23 protein-coding genes and 1 pseudogene are annotated in these 23,676 nt (G+C 61.6%); 8 read left to right on the plus strand and 16 right to left on the minus strand.

What is annotated here, in order from left to right:
• Positions 1-44 precede the first annotated feature (44 nt).
• The 6 genes from CRO06_RS18735 to miaB form a co-directional block, all read right to left on the minus strand.
• The gene (locus CRO06_RS18735; protein ID WP_022996062.1) at positions 45-1,139 is read right to left on the minus strand and encodes a sulfate/molybdate ABC transporter ATP-binding protein; all 1,095 of its coding nucleotides are present in this window, start codon (positions 1,137-1,139) and stop codon (positions 45-47) included.
• Between the two features lie 14 nt (positions 1,140-1,153).
• The gene (gene cysW, locus CRO06_RS18740) at positions 1,154-1,954 is read right to left on the minus strand and encodes a sulfate ABC transporter permease subunit CysW (protein ID WP_022996063.1); all 801 of its coding nucleotides are present in this window, start codon (positions 1,952-1,954) and stop codon (positions 1,154-1,156) included.
• Between the two features lie 166 nt (positions 1,955-2,120).
• On the minus strand, positions 2,121-3,713 hold the full coding sequence (locus tag CRO06_RS18745; RefSeq protein ID WP_097059131.1) for an oleate hydratase: 1,593 nt from the start codon (positions 3,711-3,713) through the stop codon (positions 2,121-2,123).
• A 92-nt stretch (positions 3,714-3,805) separates the two neighbouring features.
• Positions 3,806-4,645 (minus strand): sulfate ABC transporter permease subunit CysT, encoded by an 840-nt coding sequence (gene cysT, locus CRO06_RS18750; protein ID WP_055098739.1) that lies wholly within the window; start codon positions 4,643-4,645, stop codon positions 3,806-3,808.
• Entirely contained in the window at positions 4,646-5,647 is a 1,002-nt protein-coding gene (gene cysP, locus CRO06_RS18755; protein ID WP_022996068.1) for a thiosulfate ABC transporter substrate-binding protein CysP, read from the minus strand.
• 135 nt (positions 5,648-5,782) lie between these two features.
• The gene (gene miaB / locus CRO06_RS18760) at positions 5,783-7,120 is read right to left on the minus strand and encodes a tRNA (N6-isopentenyl adenosine(37)-C2)-methylthiotransferase MiaB (RefSeq protein ID WP_055098738.1); all 1,338 of its coding nucleotides are present in this window, start codon (positions 7,118-7,120) and stop codon (positions 5,783-5,785) included.
• A 340-nt stretch (positions 7,121-7,460) separates the two neighbouring features.
• On the opposite strand from miaB, the gene CRO06_RS18765 reads away from it, so the two are divergent.
• The 3 genes from CRO06_RS18765 to CRO06_RS18775 are packed head-to-tail and all read left to right on the plus strand — an operon-like array spanning position 7,461 to position 9,433.
• On the plus strand, positions 7,461-8,054 hold the full coding sequence (locus CRO06_RS18765) for an SCO family protein (protein WP_097059132.1): 594 nt from the start codon (positions 7,461-7,463) through the stop codon (positions 8,052-8,054).
• Complete coding sequence (locus CRO06_RS18770) at positions 8,035-8,463, plus strand: copper chaperone PCu(A)C (protein ID WP_097059133.1); 429 nt, start codon at positions 8,035-8,037, stop codon at positions 8,461-8,463. The genes CRO06_RS18765 and CRO06_RS18770 overlap by 20 nt, the downstream gene beginning before the upstream one ends.
• Position 8,464: 1 nt before the next feature.
• Positions 8,465-9,433 carry an endonuclease/exonuclease/phosphatase family protein gene (locus CRO06_RS18775; RefSeq protein WP_080530574.1) on the plus strand — a complete coding sequence of 323 codons (969 nt, stop codon included), beginning with the start codon at positions 8,465-8,467 and terminating at the stop codon, positions 9,431-9,433.
• Positions 9,434-9,548: 115 nt separating this feature from the next.
• Here CRO06_RS18775 and CRO06_RS18780 read toward each other — a convergent pair whose 3' ends face one another.
• From CRO06_RS18780 to CRO06_RS18790, 3 genes are all read right to left on the minus strand, one after another.
• Positions 9,549-10,211, minus strand: coding sequence for a TorF family putative porin (locus CRO06_RS18780; protein WP_097059134.1), 663 nt, complete (start codon positions 10,209-10,211; stop codon positions 9,549-9,551).
• A 228-nt stretch (positions 10,212-10,439) separates the two neighbouring features.
• Positions 10,440-10,910, minus strand: a complete 471-nt coding sequence (locus tag CRO06_RS18785) for a hypothetical protein (RefSeq protein ID WP_022996074.1) — start codon at positions 10,908-10,910, stop codon at positions 10,440-10,442.
• Between the two features lie 325 nt (positions 10,911-11,235).
• Positions 11,236-12,273, minus strand: a complete 1,038-nt coding sequence (locus CRO06_RS18790; RefSeq protein WP_055098734.1) for a M14 family zinc carboxypeptidase — start codon at positions 12,271-12,273, stop codon at positions 11,236-11,238.
• 136 nt (positions 12,274-12,409) lie between these two features.
• On the opposite strand from CRO06_RS18790, the gene CRO06_RS18795 reads away from it, so the two are divergent.
• Positions 12,410-13,174, plus strand: coding sequence for a YiiX/YebB-like N1pC/P60 family cysteine hydrolase (locus CRO06_RS18795; RefSeq protein ID WP_022996076.1), 765 nt, complete (start codon positions 12,410-12,412; stop codon positions 13,172-13,174).
• Here the strand turns inward: CRO06_RS18795 and CRO06_RS20345 are convergent.
• Positions 13,152-13,511 (minus strand): annotated as a pseudogene (locus CRO06_RS20345) (methyltransferase family protein); the annotation flags it as partial. The gene CRO06_RS18795 and the pseudogene CRO06_RS20345 sit on opposite strands and share 23 nt — an antisense overlap.
• 230 nt (positions 13,512-13,741) lie before the next feature.
• Between CRO06_RS20345 and CRO06_RS18805 the strand changes: the two are divergent.
• Positions 13,742-15,193, plus strand: a complete 1,452-nt coding sequence (locus CRO06_RS18805; RefSeq protein ID WP_022996078.1) for a PhoH family protein — start codon at positions 13,742-13,744, stop codon at positions 15,191-15,193.
• A gap of 42 nt (positions 15,194-15,235) precedes the next feature.
• Here CRO06_RS18805 and CRO06_RS18810 read toward each other — a convergent pair whose 3' ends face one another.
• The gene (locus CRO06_RS18810; RefSeq protein ID WP_022996079.1) at positions 15,236-16,246 is read right to left on the minus strand and encodes a hypothetical protein; all 1,011 of its coding nucleotides are present in this window, start codon (positions 16,244-16,246) and stop codon (positions 15,236-15,238) included.
• Positions 16,247-16,454: 208 nt separating this feature from the next.
• Here CRO06_RS18810 and CRO06_RS18815 point away from each other — a divergent pair, with 208 nt between their 5' ends.
• Positions 16,455-17,129 carry an OmpW/AlkL family protein gene (locus tag CRO06_RS18815; protein WP_014993480.1) on the plus strand — a complete coding sequence of 225 codons (675 nt, stop codon included), beginning with the start codon at positions 16,455-16,457 and terminating at the stop codon, positions 17,127-17,129.
• 60 nt (positions 17,130-17,189) lie between these two features.
• On the opposite strand, the gene glpE is transcribed toward CRO06_RS18815, so the two are convergent.
• The 5 genes from glpE to CRO06_RS18840 all read right to left on the minus strand — a co-directional run bounded on the left by glpE (position 17,190) and on the right by CRO06_RS18840 (position 21,314).
• Positions 17,190-17,507: a thiosulfate sulfurtransferase GlpE gene (gene glpE / locus CRO06_RS18820; RefSeq protein WP_022996080.1), complete on the minus strand. Its 318-nt coding sequence runs from the start codon at positions 17,505-17,507 to the stop codon at positions 17,190-17,192.
• Positions 17,508-17,576: 69 nt separating this feature from the next.
• Positions 17,577-18,809, minus strand: a complete 1,233-nt coding sequence (rhlB, locus tag CRO06_RS18825) for an ATP-dependent RNA helicase RhlB (protein ID WP_022996081.1) — start codon at positions 18,807-18,809, stop codon at positions 17,577-17,579.
• A 135-nt stretch (positions 18,810-18,944) separates the two neighbouring features.
• Complete coding sequence (locus CRO06_RS18830) at positions 18,945-19,526, minus strand: DUF938 domain-containing protein (protein ID WP_097059136.1); 582 nt, start codon at positions 19,524-19,526, stop codon at positions 18,945-18,947.
• An 82-nt stretch (positions 19,527-19,608) separates the two neighbouring features.
• Positions 19,609-20,445, minus strand: a complete 837-nt coding sequence (locus CRO06_RS18835; protein WP_097059137.1) for an SDR family NAD(P)-dependent oxidoreductase — start codon at positions 20,443-20,445, stop codon at positions 19,609-19,611.
• A gap of 116 nt (positions 20,446-20,561) precedes the next feature.
• Positions 20,562-21,314, minus strand: coding sequence for a lysophospholipid acyltransferase family protein (locus CRO06_RS18840; protein ID WP_167374817.1), 753 nt, complete (start codon positions 21,312-21,314; stop codon positions 20,562-20,564).
• A 308-nt stretch (positions 21,315-21,622) separates the two neighbouring features.
• On the opposite strand from CRO06_RS18840, the gene CRO06_RS18845 reads away from it, so the two are divergent.
• Positions 21,623-22,903 (plus strand): sialidase family protein, encoded by a 1,281-nt coding sequence (locus tag CRO06_RS18845; RefSeq protein ID WP_026949581.1) that lies wholly within the window; start codon positions 21,623-21,625, stop codon positions 22,901-22,903.
• Positions 22,903-23,532 carry a hypothetical protein gene (locus CRO06_RS18850; protein ID WP_022996087.1) on the plus strand — a complete coding sequence of 210 codons (630 nt, stop codon included), beginning with the start codon at positions 22,903-22,905 and terminating at the stop codon, positions 23,530-23,532. Before CRO06_RS18845 ends, CRO06_RS18850 begins: the two co-directional genes overlap by 1 nt.
• Positions 23,533-23,676: the final 144 nt, after the last annotated feature.

Genomic DNA, 23,676 nt, shown 5'->3' on the forward strand with positions numbered 1-23,676 from the left:
TCCCGGCACTGTAGCCTGCCCGCCGGGGGGCAGGCAAGAGGGGCTCAGGCCGGCGCCACCTGGGGGCCCAGGTCGCCGTCGCAGGTCACCGTTTGCAACCGCCGGGGCAGCAGGTACAAGGCCGGCTGCCGGTCGGGCTGGAGCGCGTCCCAGCGCACCCGGTCCAGCTCCACTTCAAGCACCTCACCGCCCCAGCCCTGGGGTTCCAGCTCCACCGTCACGGTACCGCCGAACACGCTGCGCCCGGCCACCCGCACCGGCAGATGGGCGGCCTCGGTGGGCGCCGCCGCCAGATCCGCTTCGTGGGGGCGCAGATAGAGCGTGAGCGCGCCGTCCGGGCAGGCGCCCTGGGTGTCGAGACGCAGAAAAGCATCGCCGGAGCGCCAATTATGGCCATCGTAGAGCCCTTCCAGGCTGTTGATGTGGCCGAGGAAATCGAACACGAAGCGGCTGGCCGGTTGCTCGTACACCTGCAGCGGCGACCCCATTTGTTCCACCCGGCCCTGGCTCATCACCACCACCTTGTCGGAGACCTCCATGGCCTCTTCCTGATCGTGGGTGACGAAGATGCTGGTTACCGAGATCTGCTCGTGCAGACGCCGCAACCAACGGCGCAAATCCTTGCGCACCTTGGCGTCCAGCGCGCCGAACGGCTCGTCCAGCAGCAGCACCTCCGGTTTCAGCGCCAGCGCCCGGGCCAGCGCTACCCGTTGCTTCTGACCACCGGACAGTTGCGCCGGGTAGCGCCCGGCCAGATTATCCAGTTGCACCAGGCCCAGCAGATCGCGCACCCGGTCGCGAATATCCCCGCGCGAGGGGCGCTCGGCCCTTGGTAACAGGCGCAGTCCAAAGGCAATGTTGTCGGCCACGGTGAGGTGCCGGAACAGGGCGTATTGCTGGAATACGAATCCGACCCGGCGGCGGCGCGCGTCCAGGTGAGTGACATCCTCGTTATTGAACAGCACCCGTCCGCCGTCCGCCCGTTCCAGACCGGCGATGATGCGCAGCAGCGTGGTCTTGCCGGAACCGGACGGCCCCAGCAACCCCACCAACTGATTGGTGGGCACGTCCAGGGAGATGTCGTGCAAGGCGGTGAAGGCGCCGAAGGATTTGCGGATATTCTCGACTTGAATGCTCACTTTCTGGCTTTCCTTTAAACGCGTTGACGCCATTCCAGCACGGTTTTCAGTAACAAGGTGATCAAGGCCATGGCGGCCAGCAGCCCGGCGGCAGTGAAGGCGCCGACGGTGTTGTAGTCCTCGTGCAGCATCTGGATCAACAGCGGCAGGGTCAAGGTCTCGCCGCGAATCAGGCCGGACACCACGCTGACCGCGCCGAATTCCCCCACCGCCCGGGCATTGGTGAGCACCACGCCGTAAAGCAGCGCCCAGCGGATTTTCGGCAGCGTCACATACCAGAATACCTGCCAGCCCGAGGCGCCCATCAAAACCGCCGCTTCCTCCTCGTCCTGACCCTGGCTCTGCATCAGCGGAATCAGCACTCGGGCGACGTAGGGACAGGACACGAAAATGGTCACCATCACCATGCCCGGCAGAGCGAACATCAACTGCACATTCCAATCGCTCAGCCACTGACCCAGCAGGCTCTGACTGCCGTACACCACCAGATAGCAGAGGCCGGCCACCACCGGCGACATGGCGAAAGGAATATCGATCAGGGTGGTAAGCAGCTTGCGGCCGCGAAACTCATAGTGGGTCACGCACCAGGCCAGCAGGATACCGAACAGCAGATTCACCGGGACGGTGATGGCCGCCACCACCAGAGTGAGCCGGATGGCGTGGCCCATATCGCTGCTGGAGAGGGCTTCGAGTACCGGTGCCACGCCCTGGGCGAAAGCCTGGTGCAGAATCAAGGCCAGCGGCAGCACCAGCATCAGAATGACGGCGGCGAAGGCGGCGGCGATCAGTGCCCATTGGTGCCAGTATCGAGGCATGCGCGAGCGGCTCCTGGTGGGATGCTCAAAAAGATGGTGCTGATTCTATATTCCGGGTCAGCAAAATAAAGGGGAAAGCGGGGATTTCGTCGTGTTTCCCCGGGGGAGGGTGCCGGTGGTGGCCGGGATGACGGTGCCAGGCGGGCGCCCGACACCGCCGGGTCTGTCAGCGAAAGGCCGCTTCCAGAGCTTTCAGGCCCACACGGGGATCGAGCAGTCCGTGGTAGATGGGCGGGATCGGTTTGTCCACGCCGAACAATTGGTAGACCGCCTGCATGGCGCCGTGCACCGAATACTCGACGGTGAAGACCACATCTTCCGGCATTTCCGTGAACTGCCCCAGGAAGGCGAAATTGGCGGATCGCTCCGGTACCACCAGGGGCCGGTCCTGGGGCGAGCGGGGGCTGAATACGGCGGACGCGTAGGGCATCATCACGGTGGTGACGTCGGTGCTGGCCAGCACCTGCTCCAGCAGGTCGCCGGCCCCCAGTTGATGCACCAGCTCGGTGAGAATTTCATGGCCGGTGCATTGGCTCATGGGTTTTTTCACGAAGTCACCGGGGGCGTCGATAAACAGCCCATAGCCCCACACGGTGTGAAGGTCCTCCGGCATATCGGCGAAGTGGGGTTGGTACGGCACGACGATGGACATGAGCCAGCCGGAGTCGACGAAAGTCATCAGTGCGCCGGTGCCCGGCTCGTTGTTACTGAATTCGATGATATGCCTGAGCAGGGCGCCGTCGCGCAGCGTCAGGGTGAAGGATTCCCACTTGTTCTCGTCGACGTTGCCGCAAAAGGCCAGGGGCCGCCCGAAATCCGGTGCCTTGCGGGCGATGTTCCGCCACAGCGACCAGGCGCCGTCGCGCTGATCCCGGATCAGTTCCGGTACCGAGTCGTTGCCGGCGTAGGTGGCGTCGGCGGTGATGGAGCCGAGGGTGATAAAAACACTGTCCCGTTCGCCCAGGTCGATGCGGGTGTCGCCGGAGCCGGTGTGGACCCGCAGGCCGGTGGCGCGCCGCTCGCGGCTGGCGCCGGGATCGTCGAAGTCCACGTCGGTTACCCGGGCGCCGTGGCGCCAGTCCACGCCCTGCGTCAGCAACCAGCGTTGCAGCGGGCGTACCATCGAGTCGTGCTGGTTGTATTTGGTGCGGCGTACCCCGGACAGGGTGTGGATACGAGGGAATTCCTGCACGAAGCGCAAAAAATAACGCTTCAGTTCGATGGCGCTGTGCCAATTCTGAAAGGCGAAGGTGGTGCGCCACATTTGCCAGAAAGGGGTGCGGAAGAAGTGCTCGGAAAAGATTTCGTCGATGCGGCGGGTGCCCAGCGCCCATTCCGGCGTGGCCAGCAGGCGAATCATTTCCAGACGGTCGCGGTCATTGAAGCCATAGTCGGCGGCGGAGAGGATGCGCGGGCCGGCCCCGACCAAACGGGCATGGGATTCGGTCTTGATTCTTTCATTGAAGGCAAGAATCTCCTGTCGGACGGTGACGTGAGGGTCCTCCAGAGAGGGAATGTGTTCGAGCAGGTTCCAGAGGCACTGGTAGGCTTCTTCCTCCAGCATCCGTCCTCCGCGGGTAACGAAACCCGCCTGGAGCGGAGAGCGGGCGCCGTCCAGGGCGCCGCCATCCTCGCCGGAAGCCTCGAGAATGTGGATGTGCTCCGCTGGCATGCCGGCGTCGCGAATCAGAAATACCGCGGTGGCGAGGCTGGCGATGCCGCTGCCAACCAGCCAGGAGTGAGAGGTCTTTGGATTCATCTCGCATGTCCTTTGCCATGGAAAGATGATCCTGACTATAGGTCCGCCGTCACCGGCCGGGATTGAGCCTTATCAAGAAAACCGTCGGGGGGTCAGCCGCCGCGCCAGCGGCGGGTCAGACGGGACTGGATGGACTGAATGCCGAACAGCAGCACCAGGGAGGCGATCAGGATGATCGAGGCCAGGGCGCTGGCGGAGGCAAAATCGTATTCTTCCAGGCGGATATTCACCAGCAAGGAGACGATCTCGGTTTCGTAAGGCAGATTGCCGGCAATGAAAATCACCGCGCCGTATTCACCCAGACTGCGGGTGAAGGCGAGGCCGGTGCCGGTGAGCAAGGCCGGGGTCAATTGTGCCAGGATCACCTTGAAGAAACTGGCGGTGGGCGAGGCGCCCAGGGTGGCGGCGGCTTCCTCCACGTCGGGGGTCAGGTCCTCCAGTACCGGCTGCACGGTACGGACCACGAACGGCAGGCTGGTGAAGCTCATGGCGATCATGATGCCGACCCAGGAGTAAGACACCTTCACGCCGGCGATCGAGAACCACTGTCCCAGCCAGCCATTGTCGGCGAACAGCGCCGCCAGGGTCAGGCCGGCCACCGCGGTGGGCAACGCGAACGGCAGATCCACCAGCGCGTCCATCAGCCGCCGGCCGGGAAAACGATAGCGGGTGATCACCCAGGCCAGCAGCAGGCCGACGACGGCGTTGATGACGCTGGCGCCGGCGGCGGAAAGTACCGTGACCTTGAAGCTGGCGAGACTGCGCGGATGGCTGATCACCCCCCAGTAGTTGTCCCAGCCCATGCCGGCCACATGCATGGCCAGCCCGGACAGAGGCAACAGGATCACCAGGCAGATAAACAGCACGCTCAGCGAAAAGCTGAGCGTGAAGCCTGGCAGAACCGAGTGGCGGGTGCGCAGCAGAGCGATCAATTAACGCAGGCTCCGAGCCTTGGCTTGCAGCTCGTCGAGCATGCCGCCGGAAGCGAAGTGCTGGTCGGTCACGTTCTCCCAGGAGCCAAAGTAGTCTTCCACCTTGAGCAGTTTCACCGGCGGGAAACGGTCGGCGGTTTCTTCGACTACTTTCTCGTTGTGCACACGGTAGTTGAAGGACGCCAGCAGCCGCTGGATTTCTTCGCTGTAGAGGAAATCCAGATAGGCGGTGGCCACCTTGCGGGTCCCTTTCTCGTCCACCACCTTGTCCACCACGGTGACCGGGAACTCGGCCAGGATCGATGTCTTCGGTACCACCACTTCATAGTCGCCGGTGCCGTATTCCTTACGGATGTTGTTTACCTCGGACTCGAAGCTGATCAGCACGTCACCGATTTCGCGTTCCGCGAAGGTGACGGTGGCGGCGCGGCCACCGGAGTCGAACACCGACACATTGGACAGGAAGCGGGCCATGTAGTCCTTGACCTTCTCCTCGTCACCGTCAAAGCGTTCCACCGCGCTCATCCAGGCGGCCAGATAGGTGTAGCGGCCGTTGCCGGAGGTTTTCGGGTTGGGGAACACCACATCGACGTCGTCCCGGGCCAGATCGGCCCAGCCCTGGATGTTCTTCGGGTTGCCCTTGCGCACCAGAAAGGCGGTGGTGGAGTAGTAAGGGCTGGAATTGTTCGGCAGTCGCTGATTCCAGTCCGCCGGAATCAGCTTGCCCAGATCGTGCAGGACATTGACGTCGGTGACCTGGTTGAAGGTGACCACATCGGCTTTCAGGCCCTGCAGGATGGCGCGGGCCTGCTTGGAGGAACCGGCATGGGACTGCTTGATGGTGACGTCCTCGCCGGTCTCCGCCTTCCAGTGCTCCTGGAATTTCGGGTTGATGGCGGCGAACAGTTCCCGGGCGATGTCGTAGGAACTGTTCAACAGGGTTTGTTGCGCGGTTCCCAGCGAGGCCAGGGACAGCAGGACGGCGGTCAGCAAGACGCGCATCTCGGGCTCCTTGAATGGTGAGTCATAAAGGGCTCATTTTATATAACCAATCCTGAGGTTAAAGGGGGTTGGTTATACCAAATTGCCATTCGTATATGCGTTTAAGCGGATCCGGCGCTGTTCAGCCCCCGGGGATCACTCCACCCGCCGGTAGTCGGTGCCGCGCAGGGAGTTGGGCAGCGCTTCCTGGATGGTCAGGTCCACGAACTGGCCGATCAGGTCCAGTTCGTCGGTCTGGAAGTTCACCACCCGATTGTTTTCGGTACGGCCCTTGAGCTGGCCGGGATCCTTCTTGGAGAAACCGTCCACCAGGATGCGCTGGGTGCTGCCCACCATCTTGCGGGAGATGTCCTGGGTATTCTGGGCGATGCGCTGTTGCAGGAGGCGCAGGCGCTCCTTCTTCACCGCCATGGGCACGTCATCGGGCAGATCCGCCGCGGGCGTGCCGGGGCGGGCGCTGTAGATGAAGCTGAAGGAATTGTCGAAGCCGATATCCGCGATCAGATTCATGGTGGCTTCAAAGTCGGCGTCGGTTTCGCCGGGGAAGCCGATGATGAAATCCGAGCTGTAGGAGATATCCGGGCGGATACGCCGTAATTTGCGCAGCTTGGCCTTGTACTCCAGCACCGTGTGGTTGCGTTTCATCAGCGCCAGGATGCGGTCGGAACCGGACTGCACCGGCAGATGCAGGTGGCTGACCAACTCCGGAATCTCCTCGTACACCTGGATCAGGGCGTCCGAGAATTCCACCGGATGGCTGGTGGTGTAGCGAATACGATCGATGCCGTCGATATCGCGGATCAGCAACAGCAGGTCGGCGAAGTCCAGGATTTCGCCATTGGCGCCCTGGCCCCGGTAGGCGTTGACGTTCTGGCCCAGCAGGTTGACCTCGCGCACGCCCAGATCCGCCAGATGACGGATCTCATCCAACACCGGGCGCACCGGCCGGCTGACCTCCTCGCCACGGGTATAGGGCACCACGCAGAAGGAGCAGTATTTGGAGCAGCCTTCCATGATCGAGACGAACGCCGAGGGGCCATCCACGCTAGGCTCGGGCAGGCGGTCGAACTTTTCGATCTCCGGGAAGGTCACATCGATGGCCAGTTCCCGCGTGGTGGCCGCCTGCTGGATCAACCCGGGCAGCCGGTGCAGGGTCTGCGGGCCGAAGACCACATCCACATAGGGCGCGCGATCACGGATCGCCTCGCCTTCCTGACTGGCCACGCAGCCGCCGACGCCGATGATCAGGTCCGGCTTGTGCTCCTTGAGCTGTTTCCAGCGGCCCAGTTGGTGGAACACCTTTTCCTGGGCCTTCTCGCGGATCGAGCAGGTATTGAGCAGCAGCACATCCGCTTCGTCCGCGTTGTCGGTGGGCTCCAGGCCATGACTGGATTCCAGCAAATCCGCCATGCGCGCCGAGTCGTACTCGTTCATCTGGCAGCCGTGGGTCTGAATAAACAGCTTGCGTGCCATGGGTCGCTCAACCGTGGTTGTGGATCAATGCCGATGCGTCATTTTGCCGCATCGGGGTGTGCCGGGCGCCGTGATGGGCTACAACGGGCCGCCACTGGCACTCCGGGAAAATGGGCGCGAATTATACCGCCGCCCTGATCAAACTGCGAACCGTCGCGGTGGCAAAATGTCGGCCGGGCCCGTGGCCACGGCGCGGCCGTGGGGGTATGGTCCCTGGGCGTCATCGAAAAGCCGCCGGCGAATCGGGTCAACAGGGCGCGCGCGGGACCGGGGGTAAGCCGTGAAACCGGGTAAACCGGGGCGGCCGACGCTGATATCTTCTTCATAATGGCTAACAGGTATGAACAACAAAGACGGTTTCACAAGCGCATTCCTTTTCCGCATTCTGGTCGCTGGCGCCGTGCTGTTACTGGCGGCCTGTTCCGAGCCGGCCAGGGAGTTACCGGTCAATACCCGTCTGGGCGGGGATTTCACCCTGACCGACCACAACGGGGAGCGGTTCAGTCTGTCGTCCCTGAACGGCGAGGTGGTGATTCTGTTCTTCGGCTATACCCACTGCCCGGATATCTGCCCCGCGGTGCTGGCCCGCGTGTCCCAGGTGTACCGGAATCTGAAAGAGCAGGGGGAGGCGGACCGCGTGCAGCCGGTGTTCGTGACTTTCGACCCGGAACGGGATACCGCGGAACATCTGCGCGAATATCTACCCTGGTTCAAAGCGGACATCATTGGGCTGACCGGTGATGTGCCGGCGATCCAGAAGGTGGCGGAACAGTACGGGGTGGTGTTCATCAAAGAAGAGGGAGACAGTGGGGGCGCGGACTTTTCCCACAGTGACTATATCTACCTGCTGGACCAGCAAGGCCGGGTGCGCAAGCTGTATCCGGCGGATTTCAATATCGACGAGGTGGTAGCCGATGTTAAAACGCTTCTTTAGTGCGGTGCTGTTGGCGGCCGCCAGCTCCGGCGCCTTCGCGGAGGCACGTATCGAACAGGCCTGGCTGCGCGCGGTGCCGCCGGTATCGCCGTCCATGGCCGGTTATTTCGTGCTGGTGAACGATACCGATCAGCCGCTGGTGCTGACCGGCGCCAGCGCGGAATTCGCCGGCATGGCCATGTTGCACGACACCAGTACCGATGGTGAGGGCCGCCGCAGCATGTCCCATCTGAAGGAAGTCACCATCCCGGCCGGTAAGAGTCTGTCCTTTACCCCCGGTGGCCGCCATCTGATGCTGATGAAAATGGACTCGGTGCCGGAGGCGGGAGAGACTCCGAAGGTGTGTCTGGCCTTCCAGAATCATGCTGACCTGTGTGGCGCCTTCCAGGTGCGCCACAACGAGCCCTGACATGACCGGCCGATACTGGCGGTGCTGGCTTCTGGCCGCGGCGGTGCTGGTCACCGGACCGGTACTCGCGGACTGCCGTGATCTGGCGCCGGCGCGTCCGTTGCCCTCGGCGGAGGAGGGCCAGATCAGTCTGGCCACGTTCAATCTCTGGCGTCTGCGGGATGCCAGAAAGGACAGCTCGCTCGACCGTCCTTTATCGAAAGCCGTGTACCAGGCCCGCCTCGAGGCAGTGGCCCGGTACATTACCCGGGACCTGCGGGCGCCGGCTTTGCTGGCGGTGCAGGAAGTGGAAAGCGCCACGGTGCTGAAGGCGCTGAGCCGGGCTATTTCCACGGCGGGCGGGCCGGACTACAAGGTGGTGCTGCTGGAAGGGCACGACCCGGCGGGCATGGATGTGGGCCTGTTGTACCGGGCGCCGGTCACGCTGGGACGTCACCAGGCCTTGTTCGCCGACGACCGCTTCCAACGGCAGCCGTTGTTCACCCGGCCTCCCTTGAAGGTCGAGGTGCGCACCCCGGTGGTCTTCGATCTGGTGGTGGTCCATTTGCGCAGTGCCCGGGATCTGAATCAGAAGGACTGGGTGGCGCCGAAGCGCCGGCGCCAGGCCGCCGCCATCGCCGGCTGGGCGGCGGACCAGACCCGGCCCGTGGTGGTGGCGGGGGACTTCAACAGCGCGCCGGACAGTGGCCGCTTCAGCGAGCCGTTGGAGCAATTCGAGAACGGGGACCTGATCAGTGCCTGGTCGCGATTGCCCGAGAAAGAACGTTATTCCTTCCGGCATCAGTGCCGTCCGCAGGCTCTGGATCACATCTTTTTCTCCCCGTCGCTAAAGCAGCATGTCCAGAAAGTGGCGGTCAGCCGTGGCAATGCCGGGCGCTACGACGTGCTCTACGATCACGACGGTACCCGGGTGGTGTCCGATCATGATGTGCTGGGGATTTATCTGAACGCCGGGGCGTTGGCGGACTAACCGAAGAGGATGAAAAGCACCGTGGGACCTGCTTGCGTTGTTTGCGAGGACCAGGGAAGGCCCCACGGTGAAAAACGGTGGGCGGCGTCGCCGCCCGGGAACCAGCGCGGTTCTGTTAGATCTCGAAGGCGTAGGACACGACGAACAGAGTGTCGTCGTTGTGATACCCCTCGCTCCCATCATCTGCATCAACAATTTTTGAGACGGTAAAGCTCAGGTTATCGGTCAGGGCATAACCCAGATCTACGTGAGTATAGTTGGTGTCGTCTTCGTCACGATCCCAGGTACCTACCAACACGCTGTATTTGTCATAGCTGTAGCCGACGGTAAAGTAATTGTCTTTATTGTCGGTGGAGTCGCTGCCGTGACCGTAATCACCAACGCCGAAATAACCTGCTGCGCTGAAGCCGGCATAGCCCAATGACAGGATAACTTCCTGCAAGTCGGACTCGGTGTCGTTGGGATAGTTGTAGCTGATGTAGGACAGGTCATAAGAGAGGTCACCAAGGGCGCCGCCATAACCGACATACAAATCATATTCGGTGGTATCGGTTTCGGAACTGCCCCAGACACCGGCGTAAAGACCGGAAGAGTGGCTGTAATCCAGGCTACCGAAAACCTGAGCCGCGCCGTTGGAAATATCCTGACCACGCCAGAAATACATGTTGGAAATGCCCAGGCTACCGCTGATTTCCGCTGCCGCCATGCCCGGCATGATCATGCCGGCGGCGACCGCCGCGGCCAGTACGGTTTTTTTCATCCCGAATGCGTGTTTCATGTGCAACCCTCTTTGCAAATGGCAAGTGTTTCTAATGTGTCCTGTTGTGCGCTCCTGGCGCACTGGCCTGGGAGGCTTGTCACTTTGCAAAGCAGGGTCCGTGCCAAAATATAAAAAGCCAGAAAAAACAGTGGGATGCGAAGGTCTGGCTGAGAGGGAAAGGTAAAATCGGGAGAGGACGATAAGGGGTGGTGCGCCGTTATGGTGCGGCGCACCGAAGTGGGGCGCTTATTTGGGGCATTTCCAGTCAACAGGGACCGCGTCCGCTTGCAGGCCGCCTTCTCCGCTCACTTCCAGGCCGCACTGATTGTTGTCGTTGGTGAAGCGAGCGGCGTAGCTGGCGCCGGCCTGGGCGTTGAACTGCACGGCGACGCGGCACAGATCCCGATTCCCCGCCGAACCTTTCTGGTAAATGACACCGATGCGCGCCTGCTCGTCCGCTCGCACGGTCGTGGTGACTTCCGGCGCTTTCTTCATGGTCTTCAACAGTTCATCGAAGGCTTTGGTCTCGAAGGGAACCTGCTGCAGGGAAGTGGGCGTGGACTGAAAGCCCTTGCCCGGTACGCATACGACTGGTTGTGCGGCGATGTTGTCGCTGGAGAAAGTGACGGTGGCGACGTCTCCGTCGGTGGGTGCCGTGTAGCTGAGCATCTGGCAACCGGCGAGCAGAAGGGCGGGGAGGGGAAGCAAGTATTTCATGGTGGGTCCTCATGACAAATAAGGGCGAAGCCGTCAGGCGAATATAAAGCGTGCCCAAAATGATGCAAAACCAGGGCCACTTTGGCGCACGCTCCGGAAAGGCCCGCAACAGGCTTGGGATTTAACGCGACCGCAGCGGCTGAAAGGACATCCATGGTTGCCGATTACCATGAAGCGGAGCCGGGTCCGGTAAAGGCGTAGCACGGTTCCGCTGTGCTCGATGGAGGGTGACACCATATCCTTTCAAACTGGCGATGAACCCAAAATAATCTCATTGAATGATTACCAGAGCGGTAGGCCTGACTTCTGCTCTTTGGCGTCCGGATCACCCGAACCAGTGCTTCATCGCCTGCCGGGTCAGATTCTCCCTCGCCTCTCCGCGTGGCAGCCAGTTGCCGGCGTTTACCGCCATCGCCACCAGGAATTCGAACAGCGGCAAATGCTGACGCAGCACCCGGTTGTGGCGATGGCCGATGATCGGATTGAACAGGCCGAAGAAGTCCAATAGCTGGCGGGGGTTTTTTCGTACCCACAGCCAGGACCCCATTTCCAGGGTGAACGGCAGGAACAGCCGGTCCGGGTGTTGCTCCCGGGCTTCGTCGTAGAGGTAGTCCCACAGATCGCCGTGGGTGGTGTAGTTCACCGATTGCGGTTCGATCAGATAAGGATGGTGGTAAGGGTAGGTGTGCTCGAGGATCTGTTTCAGACGGTACACCTCGGCGAGGTGCGCAATGGGCTTCTGGCTGCGGGCGTAACAGCACCAGATGCGGTCGCGGCGGCCAAAACCGCTGTGGCAGTCCAGGCTGATCGATACCGGAGCGTTCATCAGGCGCTGCCGCACCGTGTTCACCAGCGCCTGCGCCTCGGTTTCCATGGGCTCACCGGCGCGCCCCCGATACCAGGGCAGGTGACGGCTCAGGCGCTGGCCGCCGGCCAGAAAGGGGACCTTGCCTTCCGCATCCACCGGGGCGTTGCGCATCAGGTCGACGCCATTGGGGTTGCTGCGGGTACGCCGCCAGATGCCGCCGGGATTGATCATCGGCATGAACACCAGCCGCACCCGTTCCAGCCGCCGGTGCAATTGATCATCCCATTGCAATCGATGGATCAGACTGTGCAACCACGACAACAGCACCTGGGAGCCGATCCGTTCGACGCCGTGCACGCCGCCAAAGAAGCCAACCACCGGTGCGCCGGGGGAACGGCTGCCCATCTCCAGCACCCGCAAGGGCAGCGTGATATCGCCCATCTGGATGGTGTCCACGTCATACACACGCAGGTGCCTTTGACCCAGCCGGATCAGCGACTCCAGGTGTAACCATTCGGGCAGGTGGCGTTGAAATTGATACAGGCGTTGTTCCATCGGCGCGCGTCAGTGGGTGACGGTCGGCGCCCGTCAAAGCAGGCGCACAGGGCAGGATGGCGGATTCCGGTTAAGGTTTCATGACGATTGCGGCGCTGCATTTTTGTCATGGAACTGCGATGCAACTGTCAGTGTAGTGTCATCCGCGCTGGCCACTCTGCCCTTGACGCTGGCGGCGGGAATCACCGTGATGCAGAGCCTCGACAACTTCGCCTTGAACCTGGAAACCGGGGATGTGCTGTTGTTCGCCGGACGAGGGGTCACCAGTACCGTGATTCGCTGGTTCACCCGCAGTCCCTGGAGCCATGTGGGCATGGTGGTGCGCCTGCCGGAAGTGGCGGAACCGCTGGTGCTGGAATCCACCGGCCTGAGTGAATCGGCGGACTGGATACTGGGACACCCGGTGATGGGCGTGGCGCTGGTGCCGCTGTCACGCAAGATCGCGGAGTATCCGGGTGATGTGGCGGTAAGGCGTCGTGAAGGGCCACCGCTGACACCGCTCCAGCAGCGATTGATGCAGCGGCTGGTGCGGCGGTTGCTGCACCGGCCTTACAAGAACTATCTGCTGTGTAATTTCTACGACGCCCTGAGTGGCTTTTCCGGACGCCGCCGTCGCTCCGGCTGGTTCTGTTCGGAGCTGGTGGCGGAGTGCTACCGGCGGCTCGGCTGGCTGCCGGACACGGTATGTCCCCACCGTTTCGTTCCCGGCCATTTCGGCTCCCGCCGGCTGAGCCTCACCGCTGGCCGGCTCTTGCCGGCGCAGTGGCTGAAACAACTCAAATCCAGCGCCGTACCCGCTGCCGATAACGCTGCCACTGATCCCCGAACCGTTGCTCGTGAAACGCTTCTTCCGCGGCGATCACGTGGTGATGCATCACCCACAGAATCGGCGGCAGCATGATCAGCATGCCGGGACTGGAAAGACTGAGAGCGCAGCCCAAATGAAGCAAGGCGAAGGCCAGATAAATGGGATTGCGAGTCAGGCGGAAGACGCCGCCAGTGATCAATTCCCGCGCCGCGCGATGTGGCAAAACCGTGGTACGGTGCCGATAAAACTGCACCATCGCGCCGGCCAGCAACAGCACCGCGAACAACGCCAGCGCCGTGGCCAGTGCGTACTGGCCGGGCCACGCCGGCAGGGTCCAGTGCAGCGCCTGGTCCAGGCCATAACCCATCAGCAAGCCGCCCAGATGCAGCAAAGGAGGGGGAATGCGAACCTCGGGATGTTCCAATGCCATGTTCAGAGGCCTATCGTTGTCAGTGAAGAAAAGCTGGGTTATGGTAATTCACATCCCGCCATTGCGGGAGTGATCGCGATCCGCTGGAACAACTGTTGTTGAAGCTCGGCGAACAGCACTGCCGGTAAAGCCATCGGCGGCGGGCGCGAACGTCACTTGTGAATCGCATATCGCGTGACATTTGTGAAGGGCTCCGTCGCCATGTCCTGCAACCTTGAAAGGGGAAACGCATGGAAGAGCGCGCGGCCACCTTGCACAGCGTAACCGCAGCATCCCAATCCCGCCTCCATCACGAACCGGAACACCGCCCGAAAGCCTACGTCCTGGACACCAATGTCCTGATCCACGACCCCAACTCCCTGATGAATTTCGAAGAGCACCGGGTGGTCATTCCGATGACCGTACTGGAGGAACTGGATCGGTTGAAAACCGGGAAGTCCCATACCGCCGCGGATTGCCGCGCGGCCATTCGTTTGATCGACCGGGTCATCGGCAAAGCATCGCCCGCGGAAGTGGAAGCGGGAATTCCCATTCAGCGTGGGGAAAATCATCATCAGGGGACACTGACCGTTCTGATGCCACAGAGCGGACTGACGCCGCCATGCCTTCCCGAACATCTGAACGACAACCGGATCATCAATGACGTGGTGGCCATGATCGCCGCCGATCCGGATCGCCATTACGTGCTGGTCACCAAGGATATCAACATGCGCCTGAAGGCGCGGGCCTGCGGGATTGACTCCGAGGATTACCACAACGACCAGCTGGTTTCCGATATCCGCCAGCTCAATCAGGGCTATTTCATGATGGAGGGTTCGTTCTGGGACCGGGTTGATGCGGTGGAGACCGAGCAGCACGGCGCGGAAACCTTGCACCGTCTGTCGCACGGTCTGCTGGTCGGTGACATTCTTGGCGAGGAGGTGTACCCGAATCAGTTCATTCTCGATGAGCAGGGTTTCGTTGGCCGAATCATGTCGGTGGAGGCGGGTGTGGTCACCTTGCGCCACTACAGTGAGCAGACGTTGATGGATCAGCAGGCCTGGGGATTGAGGCCGATGAACATTCAACAAGCGGTGGCGCTGCACCTGCTGCTGGACCCGGACATTCATCTGGTGACCCTGACCGGTGCGGCCGGTTCCGGCAAAACCATTCTGGCTCTGGCCGCTGCCATTGAAATGACGGTGGAGCAGAAACGCTTCAATAAAATCATCGCCACCCGTTCCACGCCGCCGCTGGCGGAAGAGCATGGCTTTCTGCCTGGCACCGAGGAAGAAAAGATGGACCCGTGGCTGGGCGCGATCAATGACAATATCGAAGCGTTGCACCTGAACGATGAGAATCCTTCCGGCAGCATCCAGTACGTCAAGGAAAAGGCCAACATCCAGTTCAAGGCGATGAATTACATTCGTGGCCGCAGCTTCCAGAAATCGCTGATCCTGATCGATGAAAGCCAGAATCTGACGCCGCACCAGATGAAGGCGATCGTCACCCGGGCCGGTGAAGGGTCGAAAGTGGTGTGCCTGGGTAACCTGGCGCAGATCGATACGCCATACCTGTCGCCCACCAGTTCCGGGCTGACTTATATGACCGAACGCTTCAAGCATTTCGCCCATGGCGGCTCGGTGCAGCTCAATGGCGTGCCGAGATCGCTGCTGGCGGAGTACGCGGAAACCTGGTTGTAAGGAGAAAACGCCGGACGTCTGGTGTCAGACGTCCGGCCTTCCTCACTCCCGCAGCGCCTGCCCCAGCACCGACAAGCACGCTTCGCTCTGGTAGAAATCCCCCAGCGCCAGTTCCGCCCAGGCGCTCAATACACCTTGCTCCTTTAGTACTTCCGCGCCACGCGCCAACGCCGGCGCCAGTGTGTCGCGGCGCGCCGCCGTATCGGTGCGCATGGCCTGGAGCAATGCGGGCAGACTCCATGCCATCAGGGCCTCGATTGCCGCGCGAATGCCTTCCATCACCAGTCTCCGGCTGTAGTCCAGCGCGGCGGCATGATCAGACAACAAAGCCCCCTGACGCACCAGGCCCGGCAAGGTGTCGTCCGGCACATCACGCAGTAACGCCGCCGGCTTCATCGGGGCGATACGGCCATAGGCATCGCGTGCCAGCTCGGCGATGCGATCGTTGCTCAACTCCCGATTCAACCACTGTTCACCGGTCTTGAGCGTGGCACGAATATTCTGTCTCAGGTAGGAACGAATGGGCTCTTCCAATCCACCCATGGCCCGGCCCACGCTTTTGCGGCCCAGCTTCATCATGCTGCTGACGCCCGGCAGTTTGGCCAAAGCATTTTCTTCCAGCAGAAAGTTCTTGATGCCGGTATAGAGCATCTCGCTGACCATCTGACTGATCAGCGGATGATTCAGCACCGCATGAATGGTCCGTTCACGCAGACTCCGCAGTCGCAGTAGTTGTTCCAGCAAAGCCTCGAACTGGGCTTCGTCGAGCAATTCGCCAAAGGTCACCGGATCCTGGCGGGCGTGGTTCAACAGGGCGTGGGCCACGGATTCGATCACCGGCTGCAGACCTTCCACGGTGGCCACATGCGCCAGCCAATCATCCACCACCTGAGCCAGCACTTCGCCATCCACCAGGGTCCCCAGCGGCTTATCCGCGATTATCGCCACGCCCTGGTCCAGCAGGTCGTGCCAGTAGTCCTCCGCGCACAGACGCTGGCAGGCGTGTTCCACATGAGCTTGCTGTAAGGCTTCGGCCAGTTCTTTCCGCTTCATCAGTGTCGGTTCCGCTTTGTCCGTTTTACTGCTTGTGCCGCCGACCGTCGAATCCTTCTGGATCTTGATCCACGACAAGAGACGGCGCCCATGAGCCGGGTGTAATACCACGGAACCCTGGCGATGCCGAGGGTTCGTGTCCAGACCCGAGCGGTCGGGACGGCACCATTGTCGGTGCGGACATGATGAGCCAAGAAGGGAGCTAAACATGCAACTATGGGGACGTGGCGCCTTGGCGCTGGCGCTAATCGGCAGTGTGGGTCTGGCCCAGGGGTACGAGGCCGGAGATATCTTGGTACGTGCCGGCGCGGCCACGGTGTCGCCCCGCGTGGACAGTGACGCTTTCTCGGTGGCGCCGTTGACCGGCGCCAAGGTGGATGTGAACAACGATACCCAGTTCGGCTTCACGGTCGCCTACATGATCAACTCGCGTTTCGGCGTCGAGCTGCTGGCAGCCACGCCGTTCAAACATGATCTCTATGTGGAAGGCGCGGGGCTGGGCCGTACCGACATTGGCGATACCAAACATCTGCCGCCGACCTTGATGGCCCAATACTACCTGCCGGAGCTGGGGCCGGTGCGTCCCTATGTGGGGCTCGGCGTCAACTACACCTACTTCTTTGACGAGAACATCCACGATGGCGTGGTCAGCCCGCTGATCGGGGGCGCCAACGCCGACGTGTCGCTGTCCAACTCGGTGGGCTGGGCCGCTCAGGTGGGGGTGGATCTGGCCATGGGCGACACCTGGTTCGTCAACCTCTCCGCCTGGCGGGTGGATATCGATACCGAGGCGCGCCTCAAAGTGAACGGCTCCACCGTGGATAAAATCGATGTGGAACTGGATCCGCTGGTGTGGATGGTCGGTATCGGCCGGGCGTTCTGAATCCGGCCTATCTTGCCGGGGTATGCTATGCCGGGGCGCTCCGCCCCGGCTTTGCCGTGGTCAGCCTTCCTCGACCCGGTCTGGGTAAGCCTGGCGCCAGTGCTCGAAACCGCCGTCCAGACTCACCGCCCGGGTGAAGCCTTTTTCCGTCAGAAAGTCACAGGCCGACTGGCTGGAATGGCCGTGGTAGCAATAGACCACCAGGGCCTGGTCACGGGACGTGGTGGCCAGAAAATCGTCCAAGCTGGCCTGGGTCAGTGGCATGGCGCCGGGAATACGCGCCATGGCATGGCTGCCCGGGTCCCGCACATCAATGAACAACGCTTCTCCGCTGTCCAGAGTTTCCCGGCCTTGTTCCGGTGAGATTCGCTGGGCCATGACGCCTTCCTCGTTGAGTTGCGTTGAGTTGAGCTGCGTTTGCTGGTCTTTCCGCTTACCAGGAATGTTTCAGGCCTGACGCCGGTCTTCCAGTAGCGGTGCCGGCGGATGCTCGCAGGGCAGTTTCATGCCGATGGCTTCTTCCAACTGCGGCAGCAGGAAGGCATCGTCCTCGCAGGCGAAACTGATCGACACGCCGCTGGCTCCGGCGCGGCCGGTACGGCCGATGCGATGGACGTAGTCCTCGGGATCTTCCGGCAGATTGAAGTTCACCACATGGGAGACGCCGTCGATGTGGATGCCCCGCCCGGCCACGTCGGTGGCGATCAATACCCGAAGGTCGCCGGCGCGGAAGCGCTCCAGGGTCTTCATGCGCTGATTCTGCGGCACGTCACCGGAAATCAGCGACACTTTCAGGCCCTTTTTCACCAGCCGGTCGTTGAGCCGGCGGGTAATGTCCCGGCGGTTGGCGAACACGATCACCTTTTCCATGTTTTCACTGATGATCAGGTTATACAGCAGATTGAATTTGTCTTCCGTGGCGGTGATATAGACCTTTTGCTCCACGGTCTCCGTGGTCACCTGGGCCGGCTCGATTTCCACCGTCACCGGGTCCTCGGTCCAGCGCTGGGCCAGCGCCATGACGTCCTCATTGAAGGTGGCGGAAAACAGCAGGGTTTGCCGGTGGCGGTTTGACGGCGTCATCCGCACGATGCGTTTGACGTCCGGAATGAAGCCCATGTCCAACATCCGGTCGGCTTCGTCCAGGACCAGTGATTCCACCCGGTCCAGCCACAGGTCACGGCGTTTGGCGAAATCCAGCAGGCGGCCGGGGGTGGCCACAAGGATGTCGATCAGACGGGTTTGCAGGCGTTCCTGCTGACGGTTGAAGTTCATGCCGCCGACCACGCTCATGACCTGCAGGTCGGTATAGCGGGCCAGTTGCAGCGCATCTTTTTCGATCTGCATCGCCAGTTCCCGCGTTGGCGCCACGATCAGAGCGCGTGGTTCACCGGCGTAGCGGGGCACCGTCAGCGGGTGACGCAACAAGTCGTTGATGACCGTGATCAGGAACGCGGCGGTTTTGCCGGTGCCGGTCTGGGCCCGGCCGATGGCATCCGCGCCGGCCAGAGTGTGGCGCAGCACCTCCGCCTGAATGGGGGTGCAATACTGGAAGCCCGTTTCGGCGATGCCGCGCATCAAAGGCAGTTCCAGATCGAAGTCATGGAAGCGGACCTCGCCTTCTTTCTCCGGTACCTGGAACTGGTCCAGATCCCAATCGCTTGTTTTGTCTTGTCGCATCACGTTGCTCGGATTGCTCTCGCCGTCGGGTGGAAAGCACGGGCCATCACGGAAGAAATGGCCGGATCAGGGAAACGTCGGCCTGTGCCCATGCAGTCATTCATAGTAGTGAAAGGGCCCCCCGGGAAACAATCGTCAGTGGAATACCAGCAGGCGATTGTTGGCGGGCATAGCGTGGTCAGCCAATAAAACACGTCCGTGGCGTGCAAACAAGGCCGCCACCCACTCCTGGTCACGAATTCCCATGCTCAGGGACTGGCTTTTGAGGTGCAGATCGAAGCGGCGATTGCTGTCGCTGGTGTAATGCCCCTGGTAATTGAATGGGCCATAAATGTAAGCACGAGCCTGCGGCGTCAGGTGCTCACAGAGACATTGCACGCACCGCTCCACCAGCGGTCGGGACAAGATGTGGAAGGTGTTGGCGGTGTAGATGTGACGGAAACGATGCTCCGGCCAGCGGCCCTGTACCCGCAGAATGGTGGCGGCTTGCAGGGAGGGGCAGGGATGGGCCTCCAGCCAACGGTTCAGGCCGGTCATGTTCTCCGGCTGTTCACTGGGGTGCCAGCGAACAGCCGGGAACCGGGGCGCCATCCAGACGGCGTGTTGACCGGTACCGGAGCCGATCTCCAGCAGGTCGCCGTGATCCAGATAGTGGGCCAGTATCTCGGCGATGGGCCCCTTGTTGTTCTCGGCGGCTTGGGAAAACGGTCTTTGCATAGGATGTCCGGTCGTGGTGGGATCGTCCCTGTCTTCGGGCTGCCGCCGCCACGACCGGTGCGGTGGGTAGGGCGAACAGGCCCTAGCGCCGCATCAGCTTCTGGCCGGCCACCATCAGACGTTGGTAGCTGGTCGGCAGCAGCCGTTGCATGCCATCGATGGCCAGGGCGTCGGAGCCGATCAGTACCCGACGTTTGTTGGCCCGCACGCCCTTGAGGATGGTCCGGGCCGCTTCCTCGGGGGTGGTGCGGAACAGTTTTTCGAAATCCCGGCGGGCCTTGTCGGCATCGGTGCCGGTGATCTTTTCCATGCCGCTGCCCATGCGGGCGTTACGGGCGATATTGGTCTTGATACCGCCCGGATGCACGGTGGTGCACGAGACCCCGCCGTTCTCGATCTCAAGCTCCTGGCGCAGGGACTCGGTGAAGCCCCGAACCGCGAACTTGGCGGCGTTGTAGGCGGATTGGGTCGGCACGCCAATCAGTCCGAAGACACTGGAAACGTTGACGATGTGCCCTTCGCCCGCGGTTTTCAGGTGTGGCAGGAAGGCCTTGGTACCATACACCACGCCCCAGAAATTGATGCCCATGAGCCACTCGAAGTCCTCATAGCTCATCTCTTCCACGGACGCGCCCAGAGCGACGCCCGCATTATTGATGACCAGATGGACGGCGTCAAAGTGGGCGATCACTTCGCCGGCGAAGGTATAAACCGCGTCCCGGTCAGCCACATCGAAAACCTTGGACATGACTCGTTCCGAATCCAGGCCAAGCGCTTCGACGGTCTCCCGCAGGCCTGCCTCGTTGACGTCGGAGAGTGCCAGTTTGGCGCCCTGGGCAGCCAGTTGGCCGGCCAATGCGCGGCCGATGCCGGAGCCGGCGCCGGTGATCACCGCAACCTTGTCCTTGAAACTTTTCATGTTGGAAATCCCCATGAGTACGTGGAGCGGAGTGTACCGGCATCGATCATGCAGAACGGGCCAATTGCCGGCGAGGGACTGGCTGTGACGCCGCTGGTGGCGGGCCCTGATGTCGATCAGTGGGAGTCGGGCTGGGGGCTGAACTGGCCGCTTTCCAGGGCGGAGGCGATGGCTCGGCGGCTGATCGCCATGGCGTTTTCCACTGCCTGCTCATCGTCGCCGTCGACAATAATCGGAGTGTGAAGGGTGATCCGCGCCGGACCGGGCTGCATACGCAGGGTATCCGGCGGCAGGATGTCGCGGGTACCGGTAAGGGTGACGGGCAGAATCGGCAGCTCAAGATCCTGGGCCATGCGGAAAGCGCCTTTCTTGAACGCCAACAGCTCGCCGCTACGGCTGCGGGTGCCCTCGGGGAAGAACAGGATGCTGGTGCCACCGACCAACTGGCGCTTGGCGTTTTCCAGGCTGGCCAGAGCCTGCTCGTGATTGCTCCGGTCGATGAAGATGTGGCCCAGTACTTCACAGGCGTAGCCGATCAGCGGCACGCGCCGCAATTCCTGCTTCATCACCCAACGGAAATCCACCCCCAGATGGCCGTAAAGCACCCAGATGTCGTACTGGCTCAGATGATTGGCGACGATCACATAGCTCTGATCGGGATCCAGCTGTTCGCGGCCATGGATGTGGACGGAAACGCCACTGAGCAGCAAGCCCAGGCGGGACCACGGCACGGCGGTCAGACGCCCGGCCCGGCGTGGCCCGACGAAGGGGCTGAGCACCATGCACAGGATCCACAGTGCCACGGTGGCCAAGACCATGAGAGGAACGAAAACCAACCAGCAATAAACAAAGAAAAGGGCGTTGACCACGACCGCGACTCCCGATCCACCACTGCGTGCCCGAACACGTCCGTCCAAACAAGGATATGCACTATGTTAGAGCAGATGGCCGAATATGACAGGTGGATTTTGGAATTGTTACGCTTTTGTCAAAGTGTTGCCGCAGTCGACGTTTTTCGGCGGAATTTCCGTTATTAATGCGGCGCAATGTTAAAAATAGCGGCTCAAGTGCAAGTAAATGGATATTGAGCGCCGCGGTCGGAGCGAAGAACGCTAGAGGATAAATTGTAACCAGTGTTAACCTTCGTTTTTCATACGAATAGAAGAAGCCGATCTACATGGCCTTGAACAAATGGATGCATTGGGGGATGGGCGCCTTGTTGGTAGCGGCTTTCCTGGCGGGTTTGCCGGGGCATGCGCTGCAATCCGATCCTCCCTTTATAGCCGAACACGTTCCCTCTCACGATGTGGTCGATGGGCAGTGGCAGATGCGTTTCGCCTCCGATGCGGAAACCGCTCTGGTCCACGCCGCTTCCATGGTGGAGCTGCCGGATGGCCGTCTGCGTGCCTTCTGGTTCGCCGGCAGCCGGGAGGGAGCCCAGGATGTGGGCATTCACTCCTCCGTTTTTGATCCCGGCACCGGTGTCTGGAGTGAAGAAACCACCGTGGTCAGCCGGGATCAGATCAGCCAGGGCTGGGGCCGCCATGTGCGCAAGTTGGGTAATGCGGTGCCAGTTCTCGACGATAACGGCCGCATGCGCCTGTTCGTGGTGGCGGTAAGCTTCGGTGGCTGGGCCGCCAGCCGTATGGTGGTGCTGGAATCCTGGGATCAGGGGGCATCCTGGAAGTTTGATCGGGCCTTGACCACTTCGCCCTTCCTCAACATCAGCACGCTGGTGAAGACGCCGCCGTTGCGATTCGCCGATGGCTCGGTTGGGCTGCCGGTCTATCATGAGATGATCGGCAAATTCGGTGAGATGCTGCGTCTGGATGAGGATAACCGGATTCAGGACAAGTCCCGCATCGGCCATGGCCGCAAAGCGATTCAGCCGCTGGTGCTGGTGGACAGTCCGCACCGCGCCACCGCTTTCCTCCGCAACGAGAGCGACGACCACCCGGGCATGCTCTACCGCAGTGATACCTACGACGGCGGTGTCGAATGGACGCCGCTGGTCTCCTCCGGACTGCCCAACCCCAGCGCCGCTGTTGGCGGTGTGGCGTTGAGCGAGGGGCATTGGTTGCTGGTGGCGAACTGTAATTCGGTGGAACGAGACGATCTGTGCATGCGCGAAACCCGGGACAGCGGCCGCACCTGGACCGATCGCATCTACTTTCATAATCGCGCATCCTGGCGCGGTGGCGACCTGGAAGAAAACCGCTTCCTCAACATGATCGGCGAGGAACTGGAAGGCACCTTCGGCGTTATCCGCGATCAGCCCTATCTGCAACGGGTGGAACACAACAAGTGTTTCCCGCGCGGTTGTGAATTCCAATACGACTATCCCTACGTTATTCAAGCCAGCAATGGTGATCTCCACGTGCTTTATACCTGGAATAAATCCGCCATCCGGCATGCCTGGTTGCCGGCCAGACAGCCGGGCAAAGGGGGGAGAGGGTGATGCTGGTGTCCGTAGTGGTTTGCGCTTTTATTCTGGTGGCGGTGTCGCTGCGTCTGTCCAGCCGCTGGCCGGTACGCCGCCGTGCTCTGGTGGCGGCCGCGGTGCTGGTGTTGTCGCTCCTGCCGTTTCCTTATGGCCTGGCGCCCTGGGTGCTCAGTTACCTGGGGGACTTCAGTCTGACCTCCGGCATGTTGGCGTTGCTGGCCATTCTGCATCGCCTGCGCGGCCATCAGTTCCTTTCCATGGGGCAGACCCGAATGGCCTGTCTGCTGCTGGTGTTTCTGGCTCTGTGGTTCTATCCGATGAGCCTGGGTTCCAGCTACGAGGACCCGTATGCCTGGGGGTTCGGTGATCTGATATTCAGCTGCATGCTGCTGCTATTGGGTGTGGTGGCCTGGCTGAGCCGCGCCTATGCCAGTTGCATTATTCTGGTGGTGGCGCAACTGGCCTACGCCTGGCGTCTGCTGCCGTCCGATAATCTCTGGGACTATCTGATTGATCCCTGGCTGGTGTTCTGGGCCAGCGGCTGGCTGATCCGTGATCGCCTGCTGGCGCGCCGGGCCCGTCAGCGTCTGGCGGTGAGCCAGCCGGAGGCGGCATCGGCGGCGCCTGTCCGTACCGAATCCTGAGTAGAGCGCGGGTACAAGCAGGCGAACAGGCACACTCTCACGAAGCCGCTGTAATCGGATGGACTCGCCCTCGCCGAGGCGTCTAGGCGCCACGGTGGCATTCTAAACATGTCAACGACAGCGAGGGCGAGCCCATGAAACAGC

The sequence above is a fragment of the Alloalcanivorax xenomutans genome, from assembly GCF_900217905.1.
Taxonomy (GTDB): domain Bacteria; phylum Pseudomonadota; class Gammaproteobacteria; order Pseudomonadales; family Alcanivoracaceae; genus Alloalcanivorax; species Alloalcanivorax xenomutans.

Coding starts and splice junctions, on each gene's coding strand:
- cysW (WP_022996063.1), bottom strand. CDS start 1,954: ATGCCTCGATACTGGCACCAATGGGCACTGATCGCCGCCGCCTTCGCC.
- CRO06_RS18745 (WP_097059131.1), bottom strand. CDS start 3,713: ATGAATCCAAAGACCTCTCACTCCTGGCTGGTTGGCAGCGGCATCGCC.
- cysP (WP_022996068.1), bottom strand. CDS start 5,647: ATGCGCGTCTTGCTGACCGCCGTCCTGCTGTCCCTGGCCTCGCTGGGA.
- miaB (WP_055098738.1), bottom strand. CDS start 7,120: ATGGCACGCAAGCTGTTTATTCAGACCCACGGCTGCCAGATGAACGAG.
- CRO06_RS18765 (WP_097059132.1), top strand. CDS start 7,461: ATGAACAACAAAGACGGTTTCACAAGCGCATTCCTTTTCCGCATTCTG.
- CRO06_RS18770 (WP_097059133.1), top strand. CDS start 8,035: ATGTTAAAACGCTTCTTTAGTGCGGTGCTGTTGGCGGCCGCCAGCTCC.
- CRO06_RS18775 (WP_080530574.1), top strand. CDS start 8,465: ATGACCGGCCGATACTGGCGGTGCTGGCTTCTGGCCGCGGCGGTGCTG.
- CRO06_RS18780 (WP_097059134.1), bottom strand. CDS start 10,211: ATGAAACACGCATTCGGGATGAAAAAAACCGTACTGGCCGCGGCGGTC.
- CRO06_RS18785 (WP_022996074.1), bottom strand. CDS start 10,910: ATGAAATACTTGCTTCCCCTCCCCGCCCTTCTGCTCGCCGGTTGCCAG.
- CRO06_RS18790 (WP_055098734.1), bottom strand. CDS start 12,273: ATGGAACAACGCCTGTATCAATTTCAACGCCACCTGCCCGAATGGTTA.
- CRO06_RS18805 (WP_022996078.1), top strand. CDS start 13,742: ATGGAAGAGCGCGCGGCCACCTTGCACAGCGTAACCGCAGCATCCCAA.
- CRO06_RS18810 (WP_022996079.1), bottom strand. CDS start 16,246: ATGAAGCGGAAAGAACTGGCCGAAGCCTTACAGCAAGCTCATGTGGAA.
- CRO06_RS18815 (WP_014993480.1), top strand. CDS start 16,455: ATGCAACTATGGGGACGTGGCGCCTTGGCGCTGGCGCTAATCGGCAGT.
- glpE (WP_022996080.1), bottom strand. CDS start 17,507: ATGGCCCAGCGAATCTCACCGGAACAAGGCCGGGAAACTCTGGACAGC.
- rhlB (WP_022996081.1), bottom strand. CDS start 18,809: ATGCGACAAGACAAAACAAGCGATTGGGATCTGGACCAGTTCCAGGTA.
- CRO06_RS18830 (WP_097059136.1), bottom strand. CDS start 19,526: ATGCAAAGACCGTTTTCCCAAGCCGCCGAGAACAACAAGGGGCCCATC.
- CRO06_RS18835 (WP_097059137.1), bottom strand. CDS start 20,445: ATGAAAAGTTTCAAGGACAAGGTTGCGGTGATCACCGGCGCCGGCTCC.
- CRO06_RS18845 (WP_026949581.1), top strand. CDS start 21,623: ATGGCCTTGAACAAATGGATGCATTGGGGGATGGGCGCCTTGTTGGTA.
- CRO06_RS18850 (WP_022996087.1), top strand. CDS start 22,903: ATGCTGGTGTCCGTAGTGGTTTGCGCTTTTATTCTGGTGGCGGTGTCG.